The following is a 21,712-nucleotide window of genomic DNA, read 5'->3' on the forward strand; positions in this document are numbered from 1 at the left end:
ATAGGCTATTCACCGATTACCTTTATAAGACAAGTTCGATCTCTTTTACGGATTTGGTCCCAGTCAATGAAGTAAATATTACCCACCAAACCAACTTGTAATTCACCACCTTCTATTACAAATGTCTCACTAGTACCGAGTAGTGTACTTTTTAAGTGTGCATCTGTATTTAACATCGTGTATGCTTCTGGGCTGATTTTGCCTTTAAAATCTTCTAAACCAACTTTTATATGGTTAGGTCCCGGATGATAGTATTGGCCTTCTGTTGTGCAACGTGGGATTAATTTATCTAGAATATTATTCAAATCCAGTTGCAAATACTCATAACCGTAATAATTTTTATCGTAGGATAGTTCCTCAAAAATGACAGAGCATGTTGTATGCGGGGAGGCAACTACACAAATCCCCTCCTTGATTTTACTATTCATCACATGCTCTTTCACCTGTTCGGTAATATCATGGTAAGTTACCCGATTACCATGGGAGGTCAATGTGAGTTTTCCAGAATAAATTGCCATCGTATTACTTCCTTTCTCCTCTAAATGAAGCTACTACTTGAATCATTTTTTTCATCATTTCTTTCGGATTCTCCGCTTTAACAATTCCACTTGTCACCCCCACCCCATCCGCTCCAAGATTCAAAAGTTCCAATACATCCTTTTCTGAACCAATTCCAGCACCTTGCTCTACCAAAACATTCGAATTGATTTCTTTGATTTGTTCGATTGTTGATAAAACGTAATCCCGACTACTTATTTGATTTTTACCGATTAATGACGTCGGTTCTGCCAATAGGATATCTGGATTTAATAATGCCAAAGCTTGAGCTTCTATTACTGAATCAGCACATACAATCGTCTGTAATCCTACTTGTTTTGCTCGGTTTATTGTCTGTGCAATTTCAGCTACTGACAGTGGATGATCCGCATGGTTTAGTACGACTACCTGAACACCGACATTTTTTAAGGATTCAGCAGAAATTCTTCCCATAGAATCACCAGGATGAATCGGGTCCATATGTTGTGAAGTGATTAGTAGGTTGGGACATTCTTTCGATAAAATAGCCAACTCCGCTGTCGGTGCGGTAAACAGAATATCAAGATGATATTCTTCTGCCAATTGGTTAGCATATTGGGCCAAGTCCAATAGAATCTCCCCAACTAAAAAGTTTTTTGGATTAACAACAAAAAATGGAGCTTTAACTCTTTTATTAGGCAACTTATCATCATCCTTTGTCATATATTAATAGCCTGTGTATTAAAAATGTCATAGTAATGATTCAGACATTGTTCAATACCAGTTTGTAAATGTGTTACAACTTCAAAATAATTCTTTTCTTTAGAAGGTAAATCTTTAGTAGAAGCATTAATTAAATCAGTAAAGATATTGATTTTAACAATTCCATTTAATGCACACCGCTTCAGATTTTCATCCCCCGTTGATGAACCTCCGTGTAACACAAGGGGAACAGCTACACTCTTAGAAATTTCCTCTAGCCTGCTAAAATTTATTTCTGGTCTTCCTACGTAATTTCCATGCGCAGTTCCTATAGATATTGCCAATGAATCAACCTCTGTCTCTTTGTAAAAACGTTCAGCTTCCTCTACACTCGTATAGGAAGAGTCACTAATTTCGTGGTTTTCATAATTATCTCCCGAACCAACATGGCCAATCTCCGCCTCTACAACAACTCCTCTTGGTCTCGCATAATTAATGATTTCTCTTGTTTTCATTACATTTTCTTCATAAGTATCTTGAGAAGCGTCAATCATTACAGAGGTAAAGCCAAAATCAACTGCCTGTTTTACAAAATCTATATCCTCACCATGATCCAGATGTAATACTACGGGTACACTAGCCTTTTCAGCATAATATTTACCTAATATAAAGGCTTCTTCCAAAGGCAAAATTTCATTGTGAGCTTGTGCAAATGAAACGATTAGTGGCAGCTGTCTTTGTTCAGCCACAGAAAGATAAGCACGTAATGTAGTTTGGTCTACAAAGTTAGTTGCTGGAATTGCGAATTTCTTTTTAAGGGCTATTGCAAATAGTTCTTTCGATGTGACGAGCATTTTTTCCACCTCGCATTAACTATATCTCTATGTCCAACCTATGAATAAATTAACATGAAAACGCTTACTCATCATTTCGTTTTTGTTCTATAATAATCATGAAATAAAAAATAATGCACCGAGCGCACTCTTACTCCTCCCAAAACAAAAAAACCCAAAACACCTTACATGTTTGGGTTTCAAGCTTTAATATATAAAACAATAATTCCAAGGCCGACTCACGAAAACGATTGGGTAGTTCGGGGACTGCACTAATTCCACTATCCAAAAAAGCTCTCCGCCTTCTCCAAATAAACTTCCTGCTCCTCCGTCAAATCATGTTCATCGACAATGGCTTCAACTGGGCATGTAGCGACACATGCACCACAATCGATACAGGCATTCGGATCAATAAAAAACTGATCGTCACCTTCCACAATACAATCTACCGGACAAATGCTGACACATTCGCCTGCTTTCTCGTTTGTACAAGGACTTGTAATGACAAATGCCATCCTATCCTCTCCCTTCCTCATGAGGTACTTTTTCTAGTGGCTGATAATTTTCAATATCCAATCCTAAGAAGCGTAAAGCATTAAGACCATGAATCTTTTGCTTCTCCTCTGTGCTTAAAGTAGTTAATGTATCCACGACTTTTCCGGATGGTGCTTCCCGGAGTAGAAAAGGATAATCGGAGCCTGCGATGATTTGGTCTGCCCCGAAACGGTCAATCATAAATTGTAGATTGTTCTCATCGTAAACAAGAGAATCATAATATAGTAGTTTCGCATAGTGGCTTGGCGGGTGTTCCGTTTTTCTAATCTGCGGCCAAACATTCCAGCCCTTGTCCATTCGCGGCAATAGATAAGGCAAAGAACCGCCGCCATGAGCGAAGCAAATTTTCAGATTCGGATACTTATCCAACATTCCGCTCATAATGATACTTCCCGCTGCCAATGCCGTTTCTGAAGGCATGCCCACCATGTACATAAAATTATGCCGAGGCATCCGTTCTCTTCCCAGCGTTTCCCACGGATGCACGAATAAAGGAACATCCATTTCATGAGCAGCCCTGAAAAATTCATCGAGCGCTTCATCATCTAAATTCTTTCCGTTCACATTACTGCCGATTTGAATTCCTTTTAATCCCAATTCATTAATCGCCCTATCCATCTCTTGGATGGCTAATTTTGTATCTTGTAAAGGAACAGTGGCCAACCCGATGAACTTCGTTGGATGCTTTTGAACAATTGAAGCGATGAAATCATTTTGAAATTTCGCCAGCTCCAATCCCTTTTCAGGATCTGACCAATAACTGAACGTCACAGGAATCGGTGATAAAACTTGGATATGTATCCCTTCTTCCTCCATATCCTTCAAACGTGTTTCCGTATCCCATGCTTGATCGGTTATTTCTCTGAATTTCTTTCCTTTGATCATGATATTGGCACCACAGTCACATGTTTTTTCTAGAATCGGCCAGCGTTCATCATTGTATTTCTCTGCTAAGTTTAAAAACTCTTCTGATATGACATGCGTATGAAAATCAATTCGTAAAGTTTTATCCACAGTAAAGGCACTCCTAGTCATTGAATGGTTAAAAGGGAGAATGGATCTCCCTTCTTTTTTATTTTCCTAATTTCGTACCGTACGTAAAATAAGACTCCGGCGGTTTGCTTCCCCACATTTCCATACCGAGCTCCCCAACATTTGATGGCCATTCTATCGGCTTCCAGTCAGGAGCAAACATCAACAATCCTCCTGTCCAGATTTCTACTCGGTGACCAGATGGTTCAAATACATAGATGAATTGTGCACCACTCGTACCATGTTTTCCTGGTCCCCATTCGATTTTAATACCATTTTCCGCCATGATATTGGAAGCTCTTAATAATTCATCTGGTGAATCCAGATAATAGGCGAGGTGGTGGAAAATCCCTCCATTTTGATTGCCGTTTCTCATAAAGGCTATTTCATGCGCAATATTTGTGCGGCTTAACCATGATCCTAACCGGATATCTTCTTTGTTTTGTACAAAATAACGATGATGAATACCTAGTAATTCCGTCCACCATTGTTGCTCTTTTTGCACATCACTAACCATGAAATTCACATGGTCGAAACGACGCGGTGAGACACCTCTTGCAGGATATTTGCTTGGATGGCTCGGCATCAGGGATTTCAAGTTCGGATCATCTGTCGTGAATAATTCCTTTTCCCAATACAGTTCGATGGGAATTCCTGATGGAGATGTAAAATGAATCGCATCACCCAGTGCCTTCTTCGTTCCACCTTCCACCCAAGTAAAATCAATGCCCATCTTCGTTAACTGTGTTTCAAATAAATCCAATGATTCTTTTGAGCTGACACGCCAACCTACGCGATTCACTTCGGAAACATCCGCTGCTTTCAGTACTAAAGTATGGTGATCATAATCTTGCCATGCACGTAAATACGCACGATCCCCTTCCACTTCGGTTACTTCAAGACCAAGTATTTCTCGATAAAAACGTAAAGACTCTTCAAATTTTGTCACACCGATTTCAACATGACCTAAATGTGCGACCGTTCGTAGGTAAGCATCTAACCTTGCCTGTGTAGAATCTTGTGCAATACTTTCTGGAACCTTAGCCATCTCATCCACTCCCTAATTTTTAACTTTTTCTTTTTTCCGTTCATTATTTTTTCTGCTCATGATCGACGTGCTATGTGCAACGTGTAACGATTCATTCGGGTTAATGAATATTTTTGCATTACTAACTGCAATTGGTGCTTCTCCAAATCCAGTTGCCATCAACTCTACTTTTCCGGGATAGGTTGAAATATCTCCAACTGCATAAATCCCAGGTATGTTCGTCTCTGCCCGCGAGTTCGTGACAATCGATTGTTTGTCGATTTCCAATCCCCAATTGTTGATAGGACCTAAATTGGAGATGAAACCATAATTTACGATATAATCATCTGCTTTTATTTCGATTTCCTCTTTTGTTTTTGCTTCTCTTAAAATAATGGATTCAACTTTCGATTCCCCTATTAATTCTTTCGGAACATAAGGGGTAACCACTTGTACCGAACCGTCCTTCAATTGTTGGACACTATGTTCATGGGCACGGAATCGATCTCTTCTGTGGACAATGGAAACGCTTGATGCGATATTTTCAAGCATTAATGCCCAGTCGACAGCTGAATCTCCTCCACCAAAAATACAGACGTCTTTTCCTGCAAAATCCTGGATATCATGTACACTGTAATGCAGATTCGCATGTTCAAACTTTGCTTCGTTATCCAAATTCAACATTCGTGGTTTAAACGCACCATTACCTGCCGTAATAATGATCGTTCTGGAATAATGAACGTCCGAGCTTGTCGTTATTTTAAATACATCCTCTTCCCTCGTTACCTCGAGAACCTCTTCATTTAGGCAGATTTCCTGTTCAAATTGGCTCATCTGCTTCATCAGGCGATCCACCAAATCTTTTGCCTTAATTTCAGGGAAACCTGCTACATCATAAACATATTTATCTGGATATAACGCAGCTAGCTGACCACCTAGCTGCGGTAAACTCTCGATTATTTTTACACTTGCTTGTCGCATGCCTGCATAAAAGGCAGTAAACATACCTACAGGCCCTCCGCCAATTATGGCGATATCGACTACTTCAATTTCATCTCTCATTCATGTACCACCTCTCATGAAGCTAAAGGATTAAACTGATTTTGCCTTGGGGTCTTAAACTATCAAGATTTAAAACTACTTTTTTATGTTTGATTGCTAATCTATCATTTTCGATCACGAGTTCATATTTCAATTTGCCGATAAACGTATCGACTACTTCCCGCTTCGTACGATGGGTTGTAAAATTGCATTCCACCGTAATGACATCAGCATCCAAATCACCAACAAGGATATTATGATAATTTCTAGTCGTCGTAGAATGCGGGTACTCCACATGGGCTTCTTTCTTCAGTAGCCTTTCCGCCCGGTCCTGGAGTCGCGTCCGGTTATCATGGATGTAGTAAAGGGATGTCGTTGGTTCGGCCTCCGGATTGCCAATCGGCGGAACGATATACGTCCCATCATCTGTGAATAATGCCGCCCACTCTTTCAATCTCCATTCATCCAATATCTTCGCTTCGGTGTATAGAAAATCGACAACATCCTGACGCTCTACTGTTTTCACTGTCATTGGTGTGCAACCTCCTTTTCCAGGGATTGTTGAATAATCGTGTTATAATGTCTCCAAAAACTCCGCATTTGCAGTTCATCAGTCGCGAGTGCGTTTTCTTCTCCTCTGACCATTCCTTTGGAAATGTCGTTCCACTGGACTTCGGCGTTGTTGTTATAAGCTTCCTGACATAGTTCCAATGCTTCGTTGTCATCTGGAGTTGCAAAGCCGCCTGGGCCTAAGAATTCTAGGAAGTTATTATTTCTCGCTAAACGATGTTTTTCACTTTCACCTTTAGGAGCCAATGCATAACCCTGTACTTCCATATATCCTGGGGATGTAGGATAGAAGGTTCTTGCGGTTACTGCCATAATGTCATTGATGACGAGATTCGGGAAAATAACAATATTTCTGTTGAAGTTGGCTATACGATTGGCACGTTCTTCTCCAAAACGCTCCGTTAATCTTTGCTTCATTTTTTCCATGTCTTTCTTGAAATCGTCATCCCAAATCGGTGTCCATTGCGCAACCGGTCTTCCCCACGGTGCCTCGTATTCAATGACACTATGGCCGTTGCCTAAGCTGATTCCTCTACCTTCTAAACGCACGCGCTTTAAGTTAGGATCTTGGGCCTGCTTTATATCAAAGTACGTTTTGTGCGTCGGCATGCCATGATATAGATCCACACTATTCTCCGCCAACAGCTTCCAGTTCGCTCTCACACTATACTGTTGAACACCGCCTAAAGCTTCCATCCCGTGCTCTGATTGATCAACAACCAAATCAATGTATTCTTTCGCATTTCCTAAGTATTCTTCTAGGGAAATAGCATTGTCATCAAAGTTAACGAACATGAAACCACGGTAGCTTTCAAGTCGGTTAACCGCTTTCATATTCTTGGTACCTTCATCATTAAAATCTTCAGGGAACCCATCCTTACCTGGCATCCCTACTAGTTCTCCATCATTTTTAAAACTCCACGCGTGATAGAAGCAACGAAAGACCCTTGAATTCCCTGAATCTTCCCTGCAAACAAGTGCTCCACGATGCGGACATGTATTGAATAACGCTCTCACCTCACCATCGTGACTGCGGACAAATAATAAGTTACGGCCACCTACCTTTTTACGCTTGTAATCACCGATTTCCGGGATTTCCGTCTCGTGTCCAATAAATAACCAACATTTGCTGAAAATTTCCGCTCGCTCTCTTGCCAAAATTTCTTTGTCAGAAAAAACACGCCTGTTAACAAGAAACTCACTCTTTTCAAAATTATCTTGGATGATTTTCATGTGAACCCCTCCAATATGTTTAATCTCCAACACAATGTAACCACTTACATTACATTGGAAAATTTTTACTCAAACCAATTATAATAGACAGATTATTTAGATACCAATCGAATTTATTTTGCTTTTCAATCAATTTCAAAAATATATTTTATAGTCATTATGATTTTAAGTATTTTTGATAACGTTTTCATTGACATTTTATGGTTAAATAAACTAATATTTATAACAAAGCTTAAGAATTATCTGAAATAATAGTGAAATGTATCGTTTTTTTTAAAAAGTAGTTTCTTGGGGGGATTATATGAACGAATGCCAGTTGGAAACTTTCCTTACCATTTCCGAATACAAAAGCTATTCAAAAGCTGCGGAAGTCCTTAATGTCACCCAGCCTACCGTTACATCAAGAATCAAATCATTAGAAGAAATCTTGCAATGTTCGTTATTTTCGAGGCTTGGTCATGAAATTTCCTTGACCGAAGAGGGAGTCTTATTTACGGAGTATGCCAAAAATATCTTAATCTATATGAATCACGCAAAAGAGATTAAACAGATGGTTAAAAAACCCGTGATTAAAGTTGGGTTCTCACCTGGGTATTCCTACTCTTTCATTATTGAGATTTTGAAAGCTGTAAAAAACACAGAAAATACGAACGCACAAATAGTAGATCGCTATAATTCCACCAATTTAAATGAAATGTTGCGATCAGGAGTACTAGATTTAATTTTTACGAGAGATATCCTTACAGACAGCCAGAATATCATTTCAGAATATCTTTTCGACAATCCGCTTGTTGTCGTTCTCCCTATCAATCACCATCTTAGTCAAAAACACCCCTTGCACATAGAAGATTTACACCATGAGACCATTTTCAGTTATAAAAGGAACTCTTCACTTTGGAAGTCGATTGATCAAAAGCTTATCCGGGCTCGGGACATCACACGTGTGGATGTTGAGAATAATGAAATGCTGCTGAACGCCGTAGCAAATGATTTAGGGATTGGAATCATTCCAGAGCTCGGAATTGATTCTAAATATCATTCGAAGATTATAACGAAGAGAATCGATGAGCTGGACCAAATACAAAATAAAGTTTATGTCCATTACCGGAGGAACTCACAAATGGAAAAGCTTGCAAAGAAGATCATTTATGCGGTTATTCAACATAAGTATAGCGAAGAATAGGCAGGGAAAACCCTGCCTATCTTTATTTTTGAGCTGAAGTAGTTTTACTTTTATTAAGCTGCAACTTTAAAAGTTCCAAGAAATGATCATCTCTTGTTTGAATAGCTTGTTCACCGAAATCATCATATTTATAAAAACCTTGGTTCGTTCGGATACCATGTTGTTTATTTTCTACCATGTCTGTTAGAAGAGTTGAGACTTCTCTTGAGTTTGATAGATCTTTCATAATGTTGCCTACCATTGCCTTTGTTGTTTCAAGACCTGCCAAATCCTGACTCTCCATTGGACCACAGAATGCCCATTTAAATCCTAGACTCCCCTTCATCGCAATATCAATATCTTCCGCAGTTGCAACACCAGCTTCCATCAAATGAAACGCCTCACGGAGCATCGCTACTTGAATGCGATTGACGATAAAACCTGTAATCTCTTTTTTTAGAACTACTGGAGACTTACCAATTTCTTTCATGAGGTCATACGTTTTGTTTACGATATGTTCTTCTGTCTTTTCAAATTGAACGATTTCTACAATAGGCACCAGTTGTGGCGGGTTAAAGAAATGAGTAATGATGAATCTTTCTGGGTGACTTGCCCCTTGGGTCAACTCTTCCAATGGAAACGTAGATGTGTTAGATGAAATAATAACACTACTTGAGACAGCTTCTTCCATTATTCTATAAGTAGCTAATTTTTGATCGAGAACTTCCGGAATCGATTCAAGAATAAAATCTGCTCCTTCTATCGCTTCTAGTAAATCTGTTGTGAAAGTGATCCGATCTAACGTTTGTCCCACTGCTTTTTCTTCCAGTATTCTCTTCTCTACCATTATTTCTAGGCTGTTACTAATGAGTTGTCGTGCTTTTTCCAGAGAGGATTCCCGTCGTGCTTGGATTTTTACATGTTTACCAGCTAAGGCAAATAATTGTGCGGCACCATGCCCCATTATTCCTGCTCCAATTACGGCTATATTTTTCAATCTCATTCCTCTTTTCTTATAGATTTTTGGTGTCTGTAGAAAAACTTAGAAACTCATTATCAAACGTATAATTACTAAATAGTCAGACTATCTCTCTTCAGTCTACAATGGATTTCCGATATAGGAAAGGTTGCTGTTCCTCTAAGTGGAACTAGAAAGGTATTTTTTAATAGGAATGAACTCAATCATGATTTTATCCATCATCGATAAAAAACCTCTTTGGAAATCCACTATTTTTCACGAAAATTTAACAATCTATTAAATATATTTTAATGTTACCGATAAACTAATGGGCAGACAAAATCATAATAGATTTCAAAGCACCAATTAAAATATTAGGAAGCGGGTAGAAATATGTCATCAAGCAAAAGTAAAAAATCACCAAGGTTCAACTGGATTCAAAGGAAAATCTCAAGAAAAGTCGCGTTTGCTCTTTTCATAGCTATATTTTTGGTATTCTCTGCCACCGGTTTCTTCATTCACTCCTATACGAAATCAATTCTTTTAGATCGTGTGGAAGAAAACCTAGCTAATCAAAGTGATGCTATAGCTGATCAAGTTAATAGCATGTTTAAAGAAAAAGCTACCATCGTCCGTCAAATTGTTACAAACCAGGGAATCATAAAATACTTAAACACTACCGATTCCAGAGACGAGGCTCTTGATAATGATTATTATGCAGGGGTTTCTAAAGCGCTGGATGAAATTGTAGAAACGGATGAGTCGATTGCAATGGCATGGGTGGCAAGTAATCGTTCCAACTTTTTAGTCGGAAGTAATGAGGTATTATCTGATCCTTCTTTCGATATCGCATCTCGACCATGGTATGAACAAGCAATTGCTGAGGAGGACGTTTATTTTACCGAACCGTATATGGATGAGGTGTTTGGAGAAATCATCCTTAGTGCGATGACACCAATAAGTGAAAATGGTAATGTCATCGGGATTGTTGCAATTGACATATTCCTAGATGAATTACCTAATCTGATGGAGTCCTTCAAACTCGGAGAGAATGGTTATTCCTTCTTAGTCACCAATGATGGAACTTTTATTTACCACCCAGATGACTCGTTTATACTGAACGATGAGAAAAACATCCTCTCTTTTGACGGGGAAATCAGTGATATTGGAGCTAAAATGCTTGCTGGAGAAAGCGGTTTGCGGTCTCTTGTGGTAAATAACAACAGAGAATATGTTGGATATTCACCTGTACCAACAACTGGATGGGCAATCGGTACAAGTTTACCGGAAGAAGAGGCACTATCCGTGCTAGAGACATTCACACTATTCATGGTTTCGTTCTTTATCGCAGCCTGTCTGATTCTGCTGGTGGTCGTCACCATCGTTCTGACACGCATGCTTAGAAATATCCCACGGGTAACCGAAGCGATGAACGAGCTTGGCCAAGGAAACTTAAACGTCGTCAATATTGAAACAAAATCTCAGGATGAAATAGGACAGCTCGTTACTTCCACAAATTTGATGCAGCAAAGAATGCGTGAATTGATTAGTAAAATTAGCAACGTATCGGAAACAGTCAGCAGCAAGAGTGAAGAGCTGACTCAATCAGCCAACGATGTCAAAGCTGGTTCCGAACAGGTTGCCACAACGATGCAGGATTTAGCTGACGGCTCAGAATCCCAAGCAAATTCGACAACTGAATTATCCGCAATCATGGCTTCATTCTCGGAAGAAGTTATCGAAGCGCATAACAATAGTACACAAGTTTACGAGTCTTCTAATACTGTTCTTGAGCATACCGCAGAAGGTAGTAATTTAATGGAACGCTCGACAGAACAGATGAAACGGATTGACCACATCATTTATGAATCCGTACAAAAAGTAGAAAACCTGGATACAGAAAGCAAAAAAATCTCTGAACTTGTTTCCGTGATTAAGGGAATTGCTGATCAAACAAACCTACTTGCATTGAATGCTTCGATTGAAGCTGCTAGAGCTGGAGAAAGTGGTAAAGGCTTTGCAGTGGTTGCAAACGAAGTCGGAAAACTAGCAGACCAAGTAGCTTCATCCATTACAGGCATCACAGACATCGTCGAGACGATTCAATATGAATCTGCACAAGTTACGGAGTCTTTACGTGATGGATATAAAGAAGTAGAACAAGGAGCAGAGCAATTAACGGTTACGAGAAATACATTTGAAGAAATCAGTGCCTCCGTTACCCAGATGGTAGAGGGGATTCGAACCATTTCGGATAATCTTTCCTCCATCTCTGTAAAAAGTGATAAGATGAACGTCAATATTCAAGAGATTGCCGCAATCTCCGAGGAATCTGCAGCAGGTGTCGAACAAACCTCTGCCTCTTCCCAACAGATTACCAGCTCCATGGAAGAAGTAGTTGCGAGTTCCGATGAGCTTGCTATACTAGCGGAAGAATTGAATGAATTAATTCATCAATTTAGATTGTAATCGAAAAGGGACAGCCTATGAAAGAAAACAATTTTCTGGCTGTCCTTTTTTATTGTTCGAAAATCACAGACACCTCAATACTCCCGCTTCGTCTCCACATAATTAATCGCCATAATTCGATACGTTTCCCCTGACTCTACAAGTATATATTCCTTCATCCGTTCATAATCAATTTCTTGGTCAAGATGATTCGTAAAAGTGAATTTTTCATTGGTCGTGACAATATAACCCCCATCTTCCATTGATACAACGCTCCATACATTATTTTCCTTAAAATCAAATTGATACGTGCTGTCCTTGAGAGCTGCAATATAATCCCGGAGTTCACGGAAAGCAATACTGTCCGCTAATAAATAGTCCGCAATCAGACTGAAATCCTTATTATTCAGGGCTATCTCATAGTCATTTCGGAAGTTTAAAACGATACTTGCAAGATATTGTCCCAGTTCTCCTAGCTGTCCACTATTTTCATGTACAGCTTCTTCACTTGTCAGATCAACTGCATTCAAGTCGTTATTTTCCACAAAGTAAAAATCCAAGCCAGATAACTCATTATCAGCGAGTGTCATAACTTCCGTCTCAATCATCTCTCCCGCTGCATTTTCCCACACTCCATGCAATTCCGGATTTGCACCAAATGGAAACGGACCTAACTCATCCAAATCCGCAAATGTCACTCCAGTATTTTCTCCATTGATATATAAATAAGCATCGTTTTTATTCGTGCTGAAAGGATACGTTTTTCCAAGGAAACCGATAGAATACTCATACTCCTCATTCGGATAAATATTCACTTCTTCTTCATGAGTGAATTCACCAAAATTATTGTTAGCGTAAGCCTGAATCGTATATTTGCCAGGATAGACCCACATCAGTTCCATTGGTTCCATCGTCTCCAGTGTATGGGTGATGCCGTCAATCGAAACTTCTGTCCTCTCCATGTTCGCAGTAATGATGAGCCGCGTCGGGACCGCTTGGAAAGAATAGGTATGATAAAACCATAAAACTGAATCCTTTTTCAGATGAAACAATCTTCCTCCATTGTTACTATATATAATCTCATTCATCGCATTCTCACTTTCCTCCGTTAGATGGAGAAATTGTTTTTTTATCCCTTCCCACTCCTCATATTTTATGAACTCAAAATAACTCTTCTCATCCATCAGAGCTGCAGCATTCCATTCAATATATTCCATAAAAGCACTGACATCATCATCTATAATGGCCCGCTCCATTTCTCTGAAATCTTTTATAGGGTTAAAATAAAATGTTAAAAATAAGTGCAATCCAATAAAAAGAACACCAAACACACCTGCTATCCAAACCACCCACTTTGTCCGTTTCGATATCAGTTTTCTGGTGTTATAACGTAACTCTTCTGCATTTTGACTAGATTGATAATCAGGATGCTCGCTGCCACATTCTGGACAAAAGCTTTGATCATCTTCTAATAGCTCGTAGCACTCTTTACAAAATCTCACATCACATATCTCCCTCCCATATTTTTATGTAGCTCCGAATGTTGCCAAATCACTAGCTTTGATTTAGCCCAACTAAAAACCTACAAACTTTCCCAGCTGTTTTTAACAAGCATGAAATCAAAATATATTATTAAATCACTATAATACTTAGGAATTTCATCCATTTGATTAAGTAAAAATGGACAATCAAGGAGGGAATTATAAAACAAGGCCAACATTGATGAAGGAGAATAATAATGATGTTAATACTATGTATAGAACGATTAAGGGGATTTATGCCTACATAAACAACCCAGTTACTATCTTTATAAAATAAAAGAAACTCAAAACATCAACGTGTTATGAGTTTCTATATGAAAGACTATGGAATAACTCCTAACCCTAGAGCTATCAGCATCGCGATAAGCAATAAGTATTTCTCCACTTTCGTAACGTCATAAGCATCTCGAGTGTTCATCCTTATCAATAACCAAGCTACAAGTAGGACAAGAACAGCCAACATCATAGCAGCCAATGGACGAGTGTATGCGATCCAAATTGCAGTACAACCAGTTAACAAGAAGTAGATTATAGCTGGCAGTTTTGCCGTAGATTGGCCGAATTGCTCAGCGAACCATACGACCGATGTTCTTTTAGGGGGCACTGCCTCTCTATCCGCTTCCATATCTGGAATATGATGGACCATGACCCAAGCCATGCAGACGAGTGCATTCACTACCGCGTTCTGATACGCCCAAATCGGTATTTGATCAAGAAGCAACCATGGACCAGCAATCCCTAAAAATAGGAAAGCAGGAAATAAACTTAGCCACTCCCCAAGAAATGGGCGATAACTAAATCGGAAAGGCGGAAGGGAATACGATACCGCTGCCCATATTCCGACCAGAATAAGTACACTCAATTTAATTTGACTCGTTAAGAAAAAAAGAACAGCAAGCAATAGAAAAATACACGAAAGTACTTTACCAATCTTCCAAAGCAATTCTGGCGGGAAAATACCATCCTGAATCACTCTGCTCCCACCCGACAAGATAGCAGGACTTTTTGTATCTGTTCCAGAAAGATGATCAGTATAATCGTTAAAAACATGTGTCAATACCCCATGAAAGAGGATCGCTGCAGAAGTTAAAAAGAGAAACATGAATGTTAGAGTAATCGTATCGAGGTTTGAATAGAGATATAGAGGGAGCAAACTTGATAAAATCGTAACCATGCTGGATGACAAAACCGCTATCATCCGCAGCAATTTTAAGCTTCCCCGTAAATGATAAGCTATTTGTTTCATTGACTGCCTCCGTTCCACATCTTTGATTTGTATATAAATAAAAGAACCCTGTGTTATTATGTACCACCGGGTTCTTCAAACTATACATTCTCCCTCTATTTTTCCGAATAAGTTTTGCTTATCGTCAAACCGACTATACGGAATGGAAGAACATTACATTTCCGTATGGATATAGTCTACAAATCTTTCAAACTGCTCATCATACATTGGCTTGACTGCCCATTTCATCATTTTCATTGTCGTTTTGTAGATCCAGTTCGATGGAATTAAGTAAACGTCAACGGTAAAAATCGTTTCTCCGTCTAGTTCCTCTAGTCTATATTCCGTCTTGCTTATCCCTTCTTTTGTTTCCGTCTCTACAACAGCGAAATATGGCGGATCGTACTCTACATACTTTCCTTCCAATTCATATACCTTTCCCCCTATTTTTTGGACCGTTGTAAAAGTTGAGCCTGCCTCTAGATCTTCTTCACTGCCTTCATATATATTTCTAATGATTTGAGTATTCCACTTCAAGACATGCTCGTCTTTGTTTAAGCATTGAAATACAACATCTATCGGTGCAGAAATTTCTGCTGCAAAATGATAACAATGCATCTCTTTCTCTTTCAAAATCCTATCCCCTGTCATAAAAAAATAAGTCCAATTTGATTATATATCGCTTTTTGAAAATTAACTATACCAATGAGGGGCATTCAAAATAAAAAACCCAAAACAATATCTGTTTTGAGTTTTTATCAATATTCCATTATTGAGCTGTATACCCACCATCAACTGGAATGGTGAGTCCTGTTAAGAATGTGTTCTCTGCAGCGAAGATGACTGCGTGGGCAATTTCATCTGCCACACCAAGACGTCCGATTGGATGTTTTGCAACTAGTCCATCATAGTATTCTCCTAATGCTTCTTTATTTACCATACCAGATTCTACATAACCCGGAGCAATTCCCACACAACGGACATTATCTTTCGCATACTGAAGTGCCAACGATTTAGTCATTAATACGACTGCACCCTTCGCAGCGTTGTATGCAAAAGCAGTCGGCTCACCAACAAGACCTAGAATAGAGGCACAGTTGATGATGACCCCGCCACCATTTTCCCGCATCACATTAAGGGCATGCTTTGCACCAAAGAACACACCATCCTGATTGATTTTTATTACTTTTTCGTAGTCTTCATAAGAAAGTGCATGTGTTTCGCCTTGGGAGCCGATCCCAGCATTGTTGAAAATAACGTCTACTGTACCAAAAGTTTCTACCGTTTTATCAACAAGCGCCTTAACTTCTTCCTCTTTTGAAACATCAGCTTTCACAAAGATTACTTCTCCTTTTTCAGCCAGACGATCAGCTTGTTGTTTACCTAATTCCTCATTATAATCACTTAATACTACCTTAGAACCTTTATCAAGAAATGCTTCAACTGTTGCTAAACCAATACCAGAAGCTCCACCTGTAATGATTGCTACTTTACCTTTAAGATCATTCATGTTTTAACACTCCTCTTTAAACTTGTGATTTATTTCACAATATAATTGTATAATGATTATAAGTTATATTCATTAACCATAACCCCTAAACTTCTTACTGTTTTTTATCTAAAAACAGCAAGAAAGTTGTACCTACTTTCTTCTATTAGCGTGATATAATACAAATGACTATTAAATTTCACACACCCTATATCATGGGAGGTAAACAATGCCGAAGAAAATTATTTATTTATTTTTTCTAACACTGCTCAGCATACTATTAGCTGGTTGTTCACCAACGGATTTGTTGGATGTGCTGCAAGACGAAGATCTGACCGATATAACAGAAGATGGACATTATACAAGTAAAGAAGAAGTTGCACTATACATCCATACATACAACAAACTTCCACCAAACTATATAACAAAACGTGAAGCAAGCGAATTAGGCTGGGAGGCAAGTGAAGGCAACCTTTGGGAAGTTACCGACAAGAAAAGTATCGGCGGTGATAAATTTTATAATCGCGAAGGAAAACTTCCGAAAAAAGAAGGCAGGCAATACTACGAAGCCGATATCAACTATGAAGGCGGCTATCGTGGTCCCGAACGGATTGTATATTCGAATGATGGGCTGATTTACTATACGGATGACCATTATGAAACTTTTACTCTATTATATGGAGATGAATAGAATGGAATATATTACATTGAATGGAAAAGAAATGCTGAAAAAAGAAGATGTACATCCATATTTAAAAGATAAATTGTCTATAAAAGACTACTATGGAAATAACCTGGATGCATTATGGGATGTACTAAGTTCATATAACAAAGCGTTGCAAATTGAACTGCTTCATCATGATGACCTGCTTGAAAACTTAGGTGAATACGCCCAAGCCATTGTTCAGTTGTTTCATGATGCAACGGAAGAAAATCCAAGGATTGAATTTAAAATCCGTTAAGACCTTCCTAAAAAATTAAAGCTGGGACTGTAAAAGAATTGCCTTACGTCCCAGCATTCAAAGAGCTTATCCTGTTTTTCCAGCTACGGAAACTGGAGGCTCTTTTTTACCTTTAAGATAATTCATTATGAATACTATAATGATAATGCCATAGCCCAGCATATCAGTAATCAATTCAGGAACGATTAAAAGTAATGCTCCCGAACCGAGAATGATTCGACTGAGAACCCCCAGATTCGTCTTAAAATACCCTTCTACAGCTGCACTTATGGCGATAACCGCTATCGCTGAACTTACCGCAACGATCAGGATATCTATAACACTTGCAAAAGGAAACTCTGTTGCATTCGGAGGCAAGCCTGTTGGATTAATAAGCAGCATCGCTGGTTCGTAAACGAAAATAAATGGTACGATGAACCCTGCTATCGATAACCGGACGGAGATAAATCCTGTCTTCATAGGATCTCCGCCAGCCAATCCCGCACCAGCAAAGGAAGCGAGAGCTACAGGTGGTGTAATGTTCGCGAAAATTCCAAAGTAGAATACGAACAAATGCGCAATGAGAACTGGTATACCGAACTCTGCAAGAGCAGGCGCAGCCATTGTAGCCGTAATAATATACGCTGGGATTGAAGGTAACCCCATACCTAGAACAATCGATGCAAGCATGGTCAAAAATAACGTAAGCATGAGTGATCCAGCACCGATGCTCGTAATTGCAGATGTCAATGTTGCACCAAACCCAGTCAAGTTAACAACACCGATAACCACACCGACAACACCACAAGCAATGACTGTAGACAGTGCTTGTCTTGTACCAGTTTCCAGCGCATGTAAAATATCCATAAATGACATTCTCGTATGTTTTCGGAACCAAGATACAACAACGGTTAACACAATGGTGTAAAAAGCGGCGTAAGAAACAGGCATACCTGAGAACAACATGGCAATCAAGATTACTAATGGAATCATCAAATGCCAGCCCTCTTTTAGCACTTTCTTCAATTGTGGAAGATCGGCCTTAGGTAATCCACGTAAATTTGCCCTTCCCGCCCGGTAATGAACCTGCATAATACTACTCAAGAAAAATAACAGTGCTGGAATAATCGCTGAGAGAGCAATCATTCCATATGATATACCAGTCGTCTCGGCCATAATAAAGGCACTTGCCCCCATAACCGGTGGTAATATTTGTCCACCAATTGATGAGCTTGCCTCAACAGCACCAGCAAAATTTTTATCGTAGCCGATTTTTTTCATTAAAGGAATCGTAAACGCACCGGTACTAACGACGTTTCCAACTGCAGAACCATTGATCGAGCCCATAAAGGCACTTGAAATCACAGCAACCTTCGCTGGTCCACCTTGTTTATGTCCGGCAAGCGCTAGAGCCAAGTCATTGAAAAATTGCCCCATTCCAGACTTTGCTAGGAATGCCCCGAATAAGATGAACAGGAAAATAAATTGCACCGATGCTCCAATTGCTGTAGAGAATAGCCCTTCAGTTTTTGTATACAACTGTCCAAAGATATCCGCCAAATCAAAAGGTCTTGTAAGCAACATCCTCGGAAGCCAATCTTGATGGCTGAAGAAAGGATAACTAAGGAAGAGCAATGCTAATATCGGTAAAATCCAGCCCGTGACCCGACGTGCCGCTTCAAAGACTAATATTACCGTTAATATTGCCATCATAATGTCGGTATTATTGGCAACTCCCCCACGGGTCGTTACGATATCTTGGTAAACAATAAACAAATAGGCACAAGAAGCGATACTCAGTGCAAATAAAATCCAATCATAGTAAGGCACCCTCGTGCGGTCTTGTTTTTTAAACGTCGGATAAAGTAAAAAAACGAGCGCCAAACCAAACATCAAATGCATACTACGCTGCAATAATGTCGGCAACGGATTAAAGGTGATGTACAAATGAAATAATGCATACGTGATTGCCAGAATACTGAAAAACAACATCACATATTTATTATTTACTTTTCGTACATTCGATTCTAAATCGAATTTTTCCAACACCTTCTGCACCTGTTCATCTGAAATCTCAGCAGATGCTGTTGGCATCGGCTTAGCATTTTTCATAAAAACTCACCCCTTACGTACTCCCAAATCGGTAGATTAGTCGTTTTAATGGTGACCGTTTCGTATTGATCAAAGTATCGGTAAAGAGGGACTTCGCGATCCTCGAAAAAGATTGTGGTTTGTACATTTTCTGAGACGGTTATATTTAATTTTTCATAAACAAGATCCATTTTCATTTGAATAAAGCCGTCCTCCGTCTCTGTTTCCACTGCTTGGTAAGGCGTACCAGCACCATATGTCTTAAAATGGGTTTCCGTTAAAACAAGGTTTTGTTTTTCTCTCTTATATGTTTCGAACCATTCTTCTTTTTCGATAGAATGAATCCAACCCAGAACCATCTCTTCCTCTTGAATAAAATAAGTGGTGCTGTTGCCTGCCAATTCGATGACTGGTATTCGGATAAACAGAAGAAAAAGGAGCACGATCAGGGACGCGCTCCCAATCAAAAATCGTTTGACCCTATTGCTCATTGAAGTATTTTTCAGCCCCTGGATGAAGTGGTGCAATCAGACTTTCTTGCGCACCTTCTAAAGAAATATCAGCTGCCGCTTGATGTGAGTTCACCAATGTATCTAGACTTTCAAAAAATGTTTTCGTCAATTGATACACATCATCCTCGCTTAAATCACTCCGCACAACAAAGGCGTTTGGAACAGCTGCAGTCGGAATTGGCTCTTCATTATCATAGGTGCCCGCCGGGATTTCATAAGGGATAAAATAAGGGTGTTTTTGTGCAATTTCATCTACATTATCTGGATCCACAGAAACAAGAACGATATCTGTCGTCTCTGAAAGTTCCATAACGGAAGCATTCGGCAGCCCACTCGTTAAGAAAGCAGCATCAATTCTGCCGGCATTTAATCCATCGGCTGCTTCAGCATAACCAAGGTAGTCAGCTTGTAAGTCATCGTATGTAATACCATGACCGTTCAACAACGCACGCGCATTCAATTCAACTCCTGATCCTTGGTCTCCAACAGCAACCCGCTTTCCAACTAAATCTTCAATCGTTTCAATTCCAGCATCTGCCCGTGCAACGATTTGGACCACATTCGGATATAGTGTCGCTATTTGCGAGATCCCATCTAAGGGTTCTGAGAAGCTCTCTTCTCCGTTCAATGCTTGGCTTAAAGCATCACTCATAACAAAGGCCATTTCCACCTTACCGTCAGCCATTAAGTTTAAATTCTCCGCAGAAGCCCCTGTTGTCTGTGTTCTTGAGTTGACATCAAAAGTATTCGAATAAACATCTGCCAGTGACGTTGCAATGATGTTATACGGACCTGACGCACCACCCGTGGCGATGGTTACAATATTAGATTCAATACTAGCCGAATCCCCTGAATCTGCTTCTGCTTCATTGTCTGAGTCATCACCACATGCCATAAGGACAATGGCGAGTAAAGCTGTCACAAATAAAACAAGCCATTTTTTATCCATACTAATCCCCTTTCGACAATATATTAAAGCGTTTTCATACAATATAATGTTTCAAAACTATTTTGTCAATTAGAATAGAATAATTTTTAAGAATATTCGGTTGGTAATGGGAGAATTGTCATGAATTATGAAGTAGAGATAAGTGGAAGGTTAATTAATAGGAGTATTAACTTATTGAGCTTCGTATATGACTAAGAATGTAAGAATATTAATCTCGTATACTTATGAAAAAGCATTATAACAACACGAACAGGACATTCAGTACCCGATATGTGCTCTTAGAACTTCTATAAAGACTCGAAGGAGTGATTCTGTATTCTATTCGAGCTCTTAGAACTTGTATAAAGACTCGAAGGAATGATTATGTTCTCCATTCGAGCTCTTAGAACCCCTATAAGGACTCGAAGGAAAGATTCTGTACCCCATTCGGGCTTTTAGAACTTCTATAAAGACTCCAAGGAATGATTCTGTACTCCATTCGTGCTATTAGAACTTCTATAAAGACCCGAAGGAAAGATTCTATACTCCATTCGGGCTTTTAGAACTTCTATAAAGACTCCAAGGAATGATTCTGTACTCCATTCGGGCTTTTAGAACTTCTATAAAGACCCGAAGGAGAGATTCCGTACTCCATTCGGGCTTTTAGAACTTCTATAAAGACTCGAAGGAGAGATTCTGTACTCCATTCGGGCTATTAGAAACTCTATAACGACTCGAAGGAATGATTATGTACCTCATTCGGGCTATTAGAACTCCTATAAAGACTCGAAGAAGAGAATCTTTGCTCCATTCGGGCTATTATAGCTTCTATAAAGACCCGAAGGAAAGATGATATCCCCCATTCAGGCTATTAAAACCTCTATAACAACACAAATGAATAAATTACA

21 protein-coding genes are annotated in these 21,712 nt (G+C 39.2%); 4 read left to right on the forward strand and 17 right to left on the reverse strand.

What is annotated here, in order from left to right; all coding sequences use genetic code 11:
* Nucleotides 1-5: 5 nt before the first annotated feature.
* From ACFSBH_RS20955 to ACFSBH_RS20995, 9 genes are all read right to left on the reverse strand, one after another.
* Nucleotides 6-518 (reverse strand): YjbQ family protein, encoded by a 513-nt coding sequence (locus ACFSBH_RS20955; protein WP_379599572.1) that lies wholly within the window; start codon nucleotides 516-518, stop codon nucleotides 6-8.
* Nucleotides 519-522: 4 nt separating this feature from the next.
* Complete coding sequence (locus ACFSBH_RS20960) at nucleotides 523-1,218, reverse strand: triose-phosphate isomerase (protein ID WP_379599574.1); 696 nt, start codon at nucleotides 1,216-1,218, stop codon at nucleotides 523-525.
* A 17-nt stretch (nucleotides 1,219-1,235) separates the two neighbouring features.
* The gene (locus ACFSBH_RS20965; protein ID WP_379599576.1) at nucleotides 1,236-2,072 is read right to left on the reverse strand and encodes a class II fructose-bisphosphate aldolase; all 837 of its coding nucleotides are present in this window, start codon (nucleotides 2,070-2,072) and stop codon (nucleotides 1,236-1,238) included.
* Between the two features lie 260 nt (nucleotides 2,073-2,332).
* Nucleotides 2,333-2,566 (reverse strand): indolepyruvate ferredoxin oxidoreductase subunit alpha, encoded by a 234-nt coding sequence (locus tag ACFSBH_RS20970; RefSeq protein WP_251514610.1) that lies wholly within the window; start codon nucleotides 2,564-2,566, stop codon nucleotides 2,333-2,335.
* A gap of 1 nt (nucleotide 2,567) precedes the next feature.
* Entirely contained in the window at nucleotides 2,568-3,620 is a 1,053-nt protein-coding gene (locus ACFSBH_RS20975) for an amidohydrolase family protein (protein ID WP_379599578.1), read from the reverse strand.
* A gap of 58 nt (nucleotides 3,621-3,678) precedes the next feature.
* Nucleotides 3,679-4,686, reverse strand: a complete 1,008-nt coding sequence (locus tag ACFSBH_RS20980; RefSeq protein WP_379599580.1) for a VOC family protein — start codon at nucleotides 4,684-4,686, stop codon at nucleotides 3,679-3,681.
* A gap of 12 nt (nucleotides 4,687-4,698) precedes the next feature.
* The gene (locus ACFSBH_RS20985; RefSeq protein WP_379599582.1) at nucleotides 4,699-5,727 is read right to left on the reverse strand and encodes an NAD(P)/FAD-dependent oxidoreductase; all 1,029 of its coding nucleotides are present in this window, start codon (nucleotides 5,725-5,727) and stop codon (nucleotides 4,699-4,701) included.
* Between the two features lie 22 nt (nucleotides 5,728-5,749).
* A complete protein-coding gene (locus ACFSBH_RS20990; protein WP_251514601.1) occupies nucleotides 5,750-6,238 on the reverse strand; it encodes an aromatic-ring-hydroxylating dioxygenase subunit beta in 489 nt (162 codons plus the stop codon).
* Nucleotides 6,235-7,509, reverse strand: coding sequence for an aromatic ring-hydroxylating oxygenase subunit alpha (locus ACFSBH_RS20995; RefSeq protein WP_379599584.1), 1,275 nt, complete (start codon nucleotides 7,507-7,509; stop codon nucleotides 6,235-6,237). The genes ACFSBH_RS20990 and ACFSBH_RS20995 overlap by 4 nt, the downstream gene beginning before the upstream one ends.
* A 301-nt stretch (nucleotides 7,510-7,810) precedes the next feature.
* Here ACFSBH_RS20995 and ACFSBH_RS21000 point away from each other — a divergent pair, with 301 nt between their 5' ends.
* Entirely contained in the window at nucleotides 7,811-8,692 is an 882-nt protein-coding gene (locus ACFSBH_RS21000; RefSeq protein WP_379599586.1) for a LysR family transcriptional regulator, read from the forward strand.
* A 22-nt stretch (nucleotides 8,693-8,714) separates the two neighbouring features.
* Here the strand turns inward: ACFSBH_RS21000 and ACFSBH_RS21005 are convergent, their stop codons facing one another.
* A complete protein-coding gene (locus tag ACFSBH_RS21005; RefSeq protein ID WP_379599588.1) occupies nucleotides 8,715-9,668 on the reverse strand; it encodes a 3-hydroxyacyl-CoA dehydrogenase family protein in 954 nt (317 codons plus the stop codon).
* Between the two features lie 354 nt (nucleotides 9,669-10,022).
* Between ACFSBH_RS21005 and ACFSBH_RS21010 the strand changes: the two genes are divergently transcribed.
* On the forward strand, nucleotides 10,023-12,098 hold the full coding sequence (locus ACFSBH_RS21010) for a methyl-accepting chemotaxis protein (RefSeq protein WP_379599590.1): 2,076 nt from the start codon (nucleotides 10,023-10,025) through the stop codon (nucleotides 12,096-12,098).
* A 74-nt stretch (nucleotides 12,099-12,172) separates the two neighbouring features.
* Here ACFSBH_RS21010 and ACFSBH_RS21015 read toward each other — a convergent pair whose 3' ends face one another.
* From ACFSBH_RS21015 to ACFSBH_RS21030, 4 genes are all read right to left on the reverse strand, one after another.
* On the reverse strand, nucleotides 12,173-13,579 hold the full coding sequence (locus tag ACFSBH_RS21015) for a TcaA NTF2-like domain-containing protein (protein ID WP_379599592.1): 1,407 nt from the start codon (nucleotides 13,577-13,579) through the stop codon (nucleotides 12,173-12,175).
* 361 nt (nucleotides 13,580-13,940) lie between these two features.
* The gene (locus ACFSBH_RS21020) at nucleotides 13,941-14,864 is read right to left on the reverse strand and encodes a prenyltransferase (RefSeq protein WP_379599594.1); all 924 of its coding nucleotides are present in this window, start codon (nucleotides 14,862-14,864) and stop codon (nucleotides 13,941-13,943) included.
* A 153-nt stretch (nucleotides 14,865-15,017) separates the two neighbouring features.
* A complete protein-coding gene (locus tag ACFSBH_RS21025; RefSeq protein WP_379599596.1) occupies nucleotides 15,018-15,476 on the reverse strand; it encodes an SRPBCC family protein in 459 nt (152 codons plus the stop codon).
* Between the two features lie 136 nt (nucleotides 15,477-15,612).
* Complete coding sequence (locus ACFSBH_RS21030; RefSeq protein ID WP_379599598.1) at nucleotides 15,613-16,353, reverse strand: SDR family NAD(P)-dependent oxidoreductase; 741 nt, start codon at nucleotides 16,351-16,353, stop codon at nucleotides 15,613-15,615.
* Nucleotides 16,354-16,561: 208 nt separating this feature from the next.
* On the opposite strand from ACFSBH_RS21030, the gene ACFSBH_RS21035 reads away from it, so the two are divergent.
* On the forward strand, nucleotides 16,562-17,023 hold the full coding sequence (locus ACFSBH_RS21035; protein ID WP_379599600.1) for a ribonuclease domain-containing protein: 462 nt from the start codon (nucleotides 16,562-16,564) through the stop codon (nucleotides 17,021-17,023).
* Nucleotides 17,016-17,294 (forward strand): barstar family protein, encoded by a 279-nt coding sequence (locus tag ACFSBH_RS21040; protein ID WP_379599602.1) that lies wholly within the window; start codon nucleotides 17,016-17,018, stop codon nucleotides 17,292-17,294. The genes ACFSBH_RS21035 and ACFSBH_RS21040 overlap by 8 nt, the downstream gene beginning before the upstream one ends.
* A gap of 66 nt (nucleotides 17,295-17,360) precedes the next feature.
* Here ACFSBH_RS21040 and ACFSBH_RS21045 read toward each other — a convergent pair whose 3' ends face one another.
* Genes ACFSBH_RS21045 through ACFSBH_RS21055 form a run of 3 tightly spaced genes read right to left on the reverse strand, consistent with a single transcriptional unit; the run spans nucleotide 17,361 to nucleotide 20,825 of the window.
* Nucleotides 17,361-19,385: a TRAP transporter permease gene (locus tag ACFSBH_RS21045; RefSeq protein ID WP_379599604.1), complete on the reverse strand. Its 2,025-nt coding sequence runs from the start codon at nucleotides 19,383-19,385 to the stop codon at nucleotides 17,361-17,363.
* A complete protein-coding gene (locus tag ACFSBH_RS21050) occupies nucleotides 19,382-19,855 on the reverse strand; it encodes a DUF1850 domain-containing protein (RefSeq protein WP_379599606.1) in 474 nt (157 codons plus the stop codon). The genes ACFSBH_RS21045 and ACFSBH_RS21050 overlap by 4 nt, the downstream gene beginning before the upstream one ends.
* Nucleotides 19,845-20,825 carry a TAXI family TRAP transporter solute-binding subunit gene (locus tag ACFSBH_RS21055; protein ID WP_379599608.1) on the reverse strand — a complete coding sequence of 327 codons (981 nt, stop codon included), beginning with the start codon at nucleotides 20,823-20,825 and terminating at the stop codon, nucleotides 19,845-19,847. The genes ACFSBH_RS21050 and ACFSBH_RS21055 overlap by 11 nt, the downstream gene beginning before the upstream one ends.
* Nucleotides 20,826-21,712: the final 887 nt, after the last annotated feature.

Origin of the sequence: Oceanobacillus luteolus (assembly GCF_042678205.1) — a bacterium.
In the GTDB taxonomy this organism is placed as follows: Bacteria; Bacillota; Bacilli; order Bacillales; family Amphibacillaceae; genus Oceanobacillus; species Oceanobacillus luteolus.

Bases quoted from the DNA above. Each gene is read 5' to 3' on its own strand.
- ACFSBH_RS20955 (WP_379599572.1), bottom strand. From the start codon at position 518: ATGGCAATTTATTCTGGAAAACTCACATTGACCTCCCATGGTAATCGG.
- ACFSBH_RS20965 (WP_379599576.1), bottom strand. From the start codon at position 2,072: ATGCTCGTCACATCGAAAGAACTATTTGCAATAGCCCTTAAAAAGAAA.
- ACFSBH_RS20970 (WP_251514610.1), bottom strand. From the start codon at position 2,566: ATGGCATTTGTCATTACAAGTCCTTGTACAAACGAGAAAGCAGGCGAA.
- ACFSBH_RS20980 (WP_379599580.1), bottom strand. From the start codon at position 4,686: ATGGCTAAGGTTCCAGAAAGTATTGCACAAGATTCTACACAGGCAAGG.
- ACFSBH_RS20985 (WP_379599582.1), bottom strand. From the start codon at position 5,727: ATGAGAGATGAAATTGAAGTAGTCGATATCGCCATAATTGGCGGAGGG.
- ACFSBH_RS20990 (WP_251514601.1), bottom strand. From the start codon at position 6,238: ATGACAGTGAAAACAGTAGAGCGTCAGGATGTTGTCGATTTTCTATAC.
- ACFSBH_RS20995 (WP_379599584.1), bottom strand. From the start codon at position 7,509: ATGAAAATCATCCAAGATAATTTTGAAAAGAGTGAGTTTCTTGTTAAC.
- ACFSBH_RS21000 (WP_379599586.1), top strand. From the start codon at position 7,811: ATGAACGAATGCCAGTTGGAAACTTTCCTTACCATTTCCGAATACAAA.
- ACFSBH_RS21010 (WP_379599590.1), top strand. From the start codon at position 10,023: ATGTCATCAAGCAAAAGTAAAAAATCACCAAGGTTCAACTGGATTCAA.
- ACFSBH_RS21020 (WP_379599594.1), bottom strand. From the start codon at position 14,864: ATGAAACAAATAGCTTATCATTTACGGGGAAGCTTAAAATTGCTGCGG.
- ACFSBH_RS21030 (WP_379599598.1), bottom strand. From the start codon at position 16,353: ATGAATGATCTTAAAGGTAAAGTAGCAATCATTACAGGTGGAGCTTCT.
- ACFSBH_RS21035 (WP_379599600.1), top strand. From the start codon at position 16,562: ATGCCGAAGAAAATTATTTATTTATTTTTTCTAACACTGCTCAGCATA.
- ACFSBH_RS21040 (WP_379599602.1), top strand. From the start codon at position 17,016: ATGAATAGAATGGAATATATTACATTGAATGGAAAAGAAATGCTGAAA.
- ACFSBH_RS21045 (WP_379599604.1), bottom strand. From the start codon at position 19,385: ATGAAAAATGCTAAGCCGATGCCAACAGCATCTGCTGAGATTTCAGAT.
- ACFSBH_RS21050 (WP_379599606.1), bottom strand. From the start codon at position 19,855: ATGAGCAATAGGGTCAAACGATTTTTGATTGGGAGCGCGTCCCTGATC.
- ACFSBH_RS21055 (WP_379599608.1), bottom strand. From the start codon at position 20,825: ATGGATAAAAAATGGCTTGTTTTATTTGTGACAGCTTTACTCGCCATT.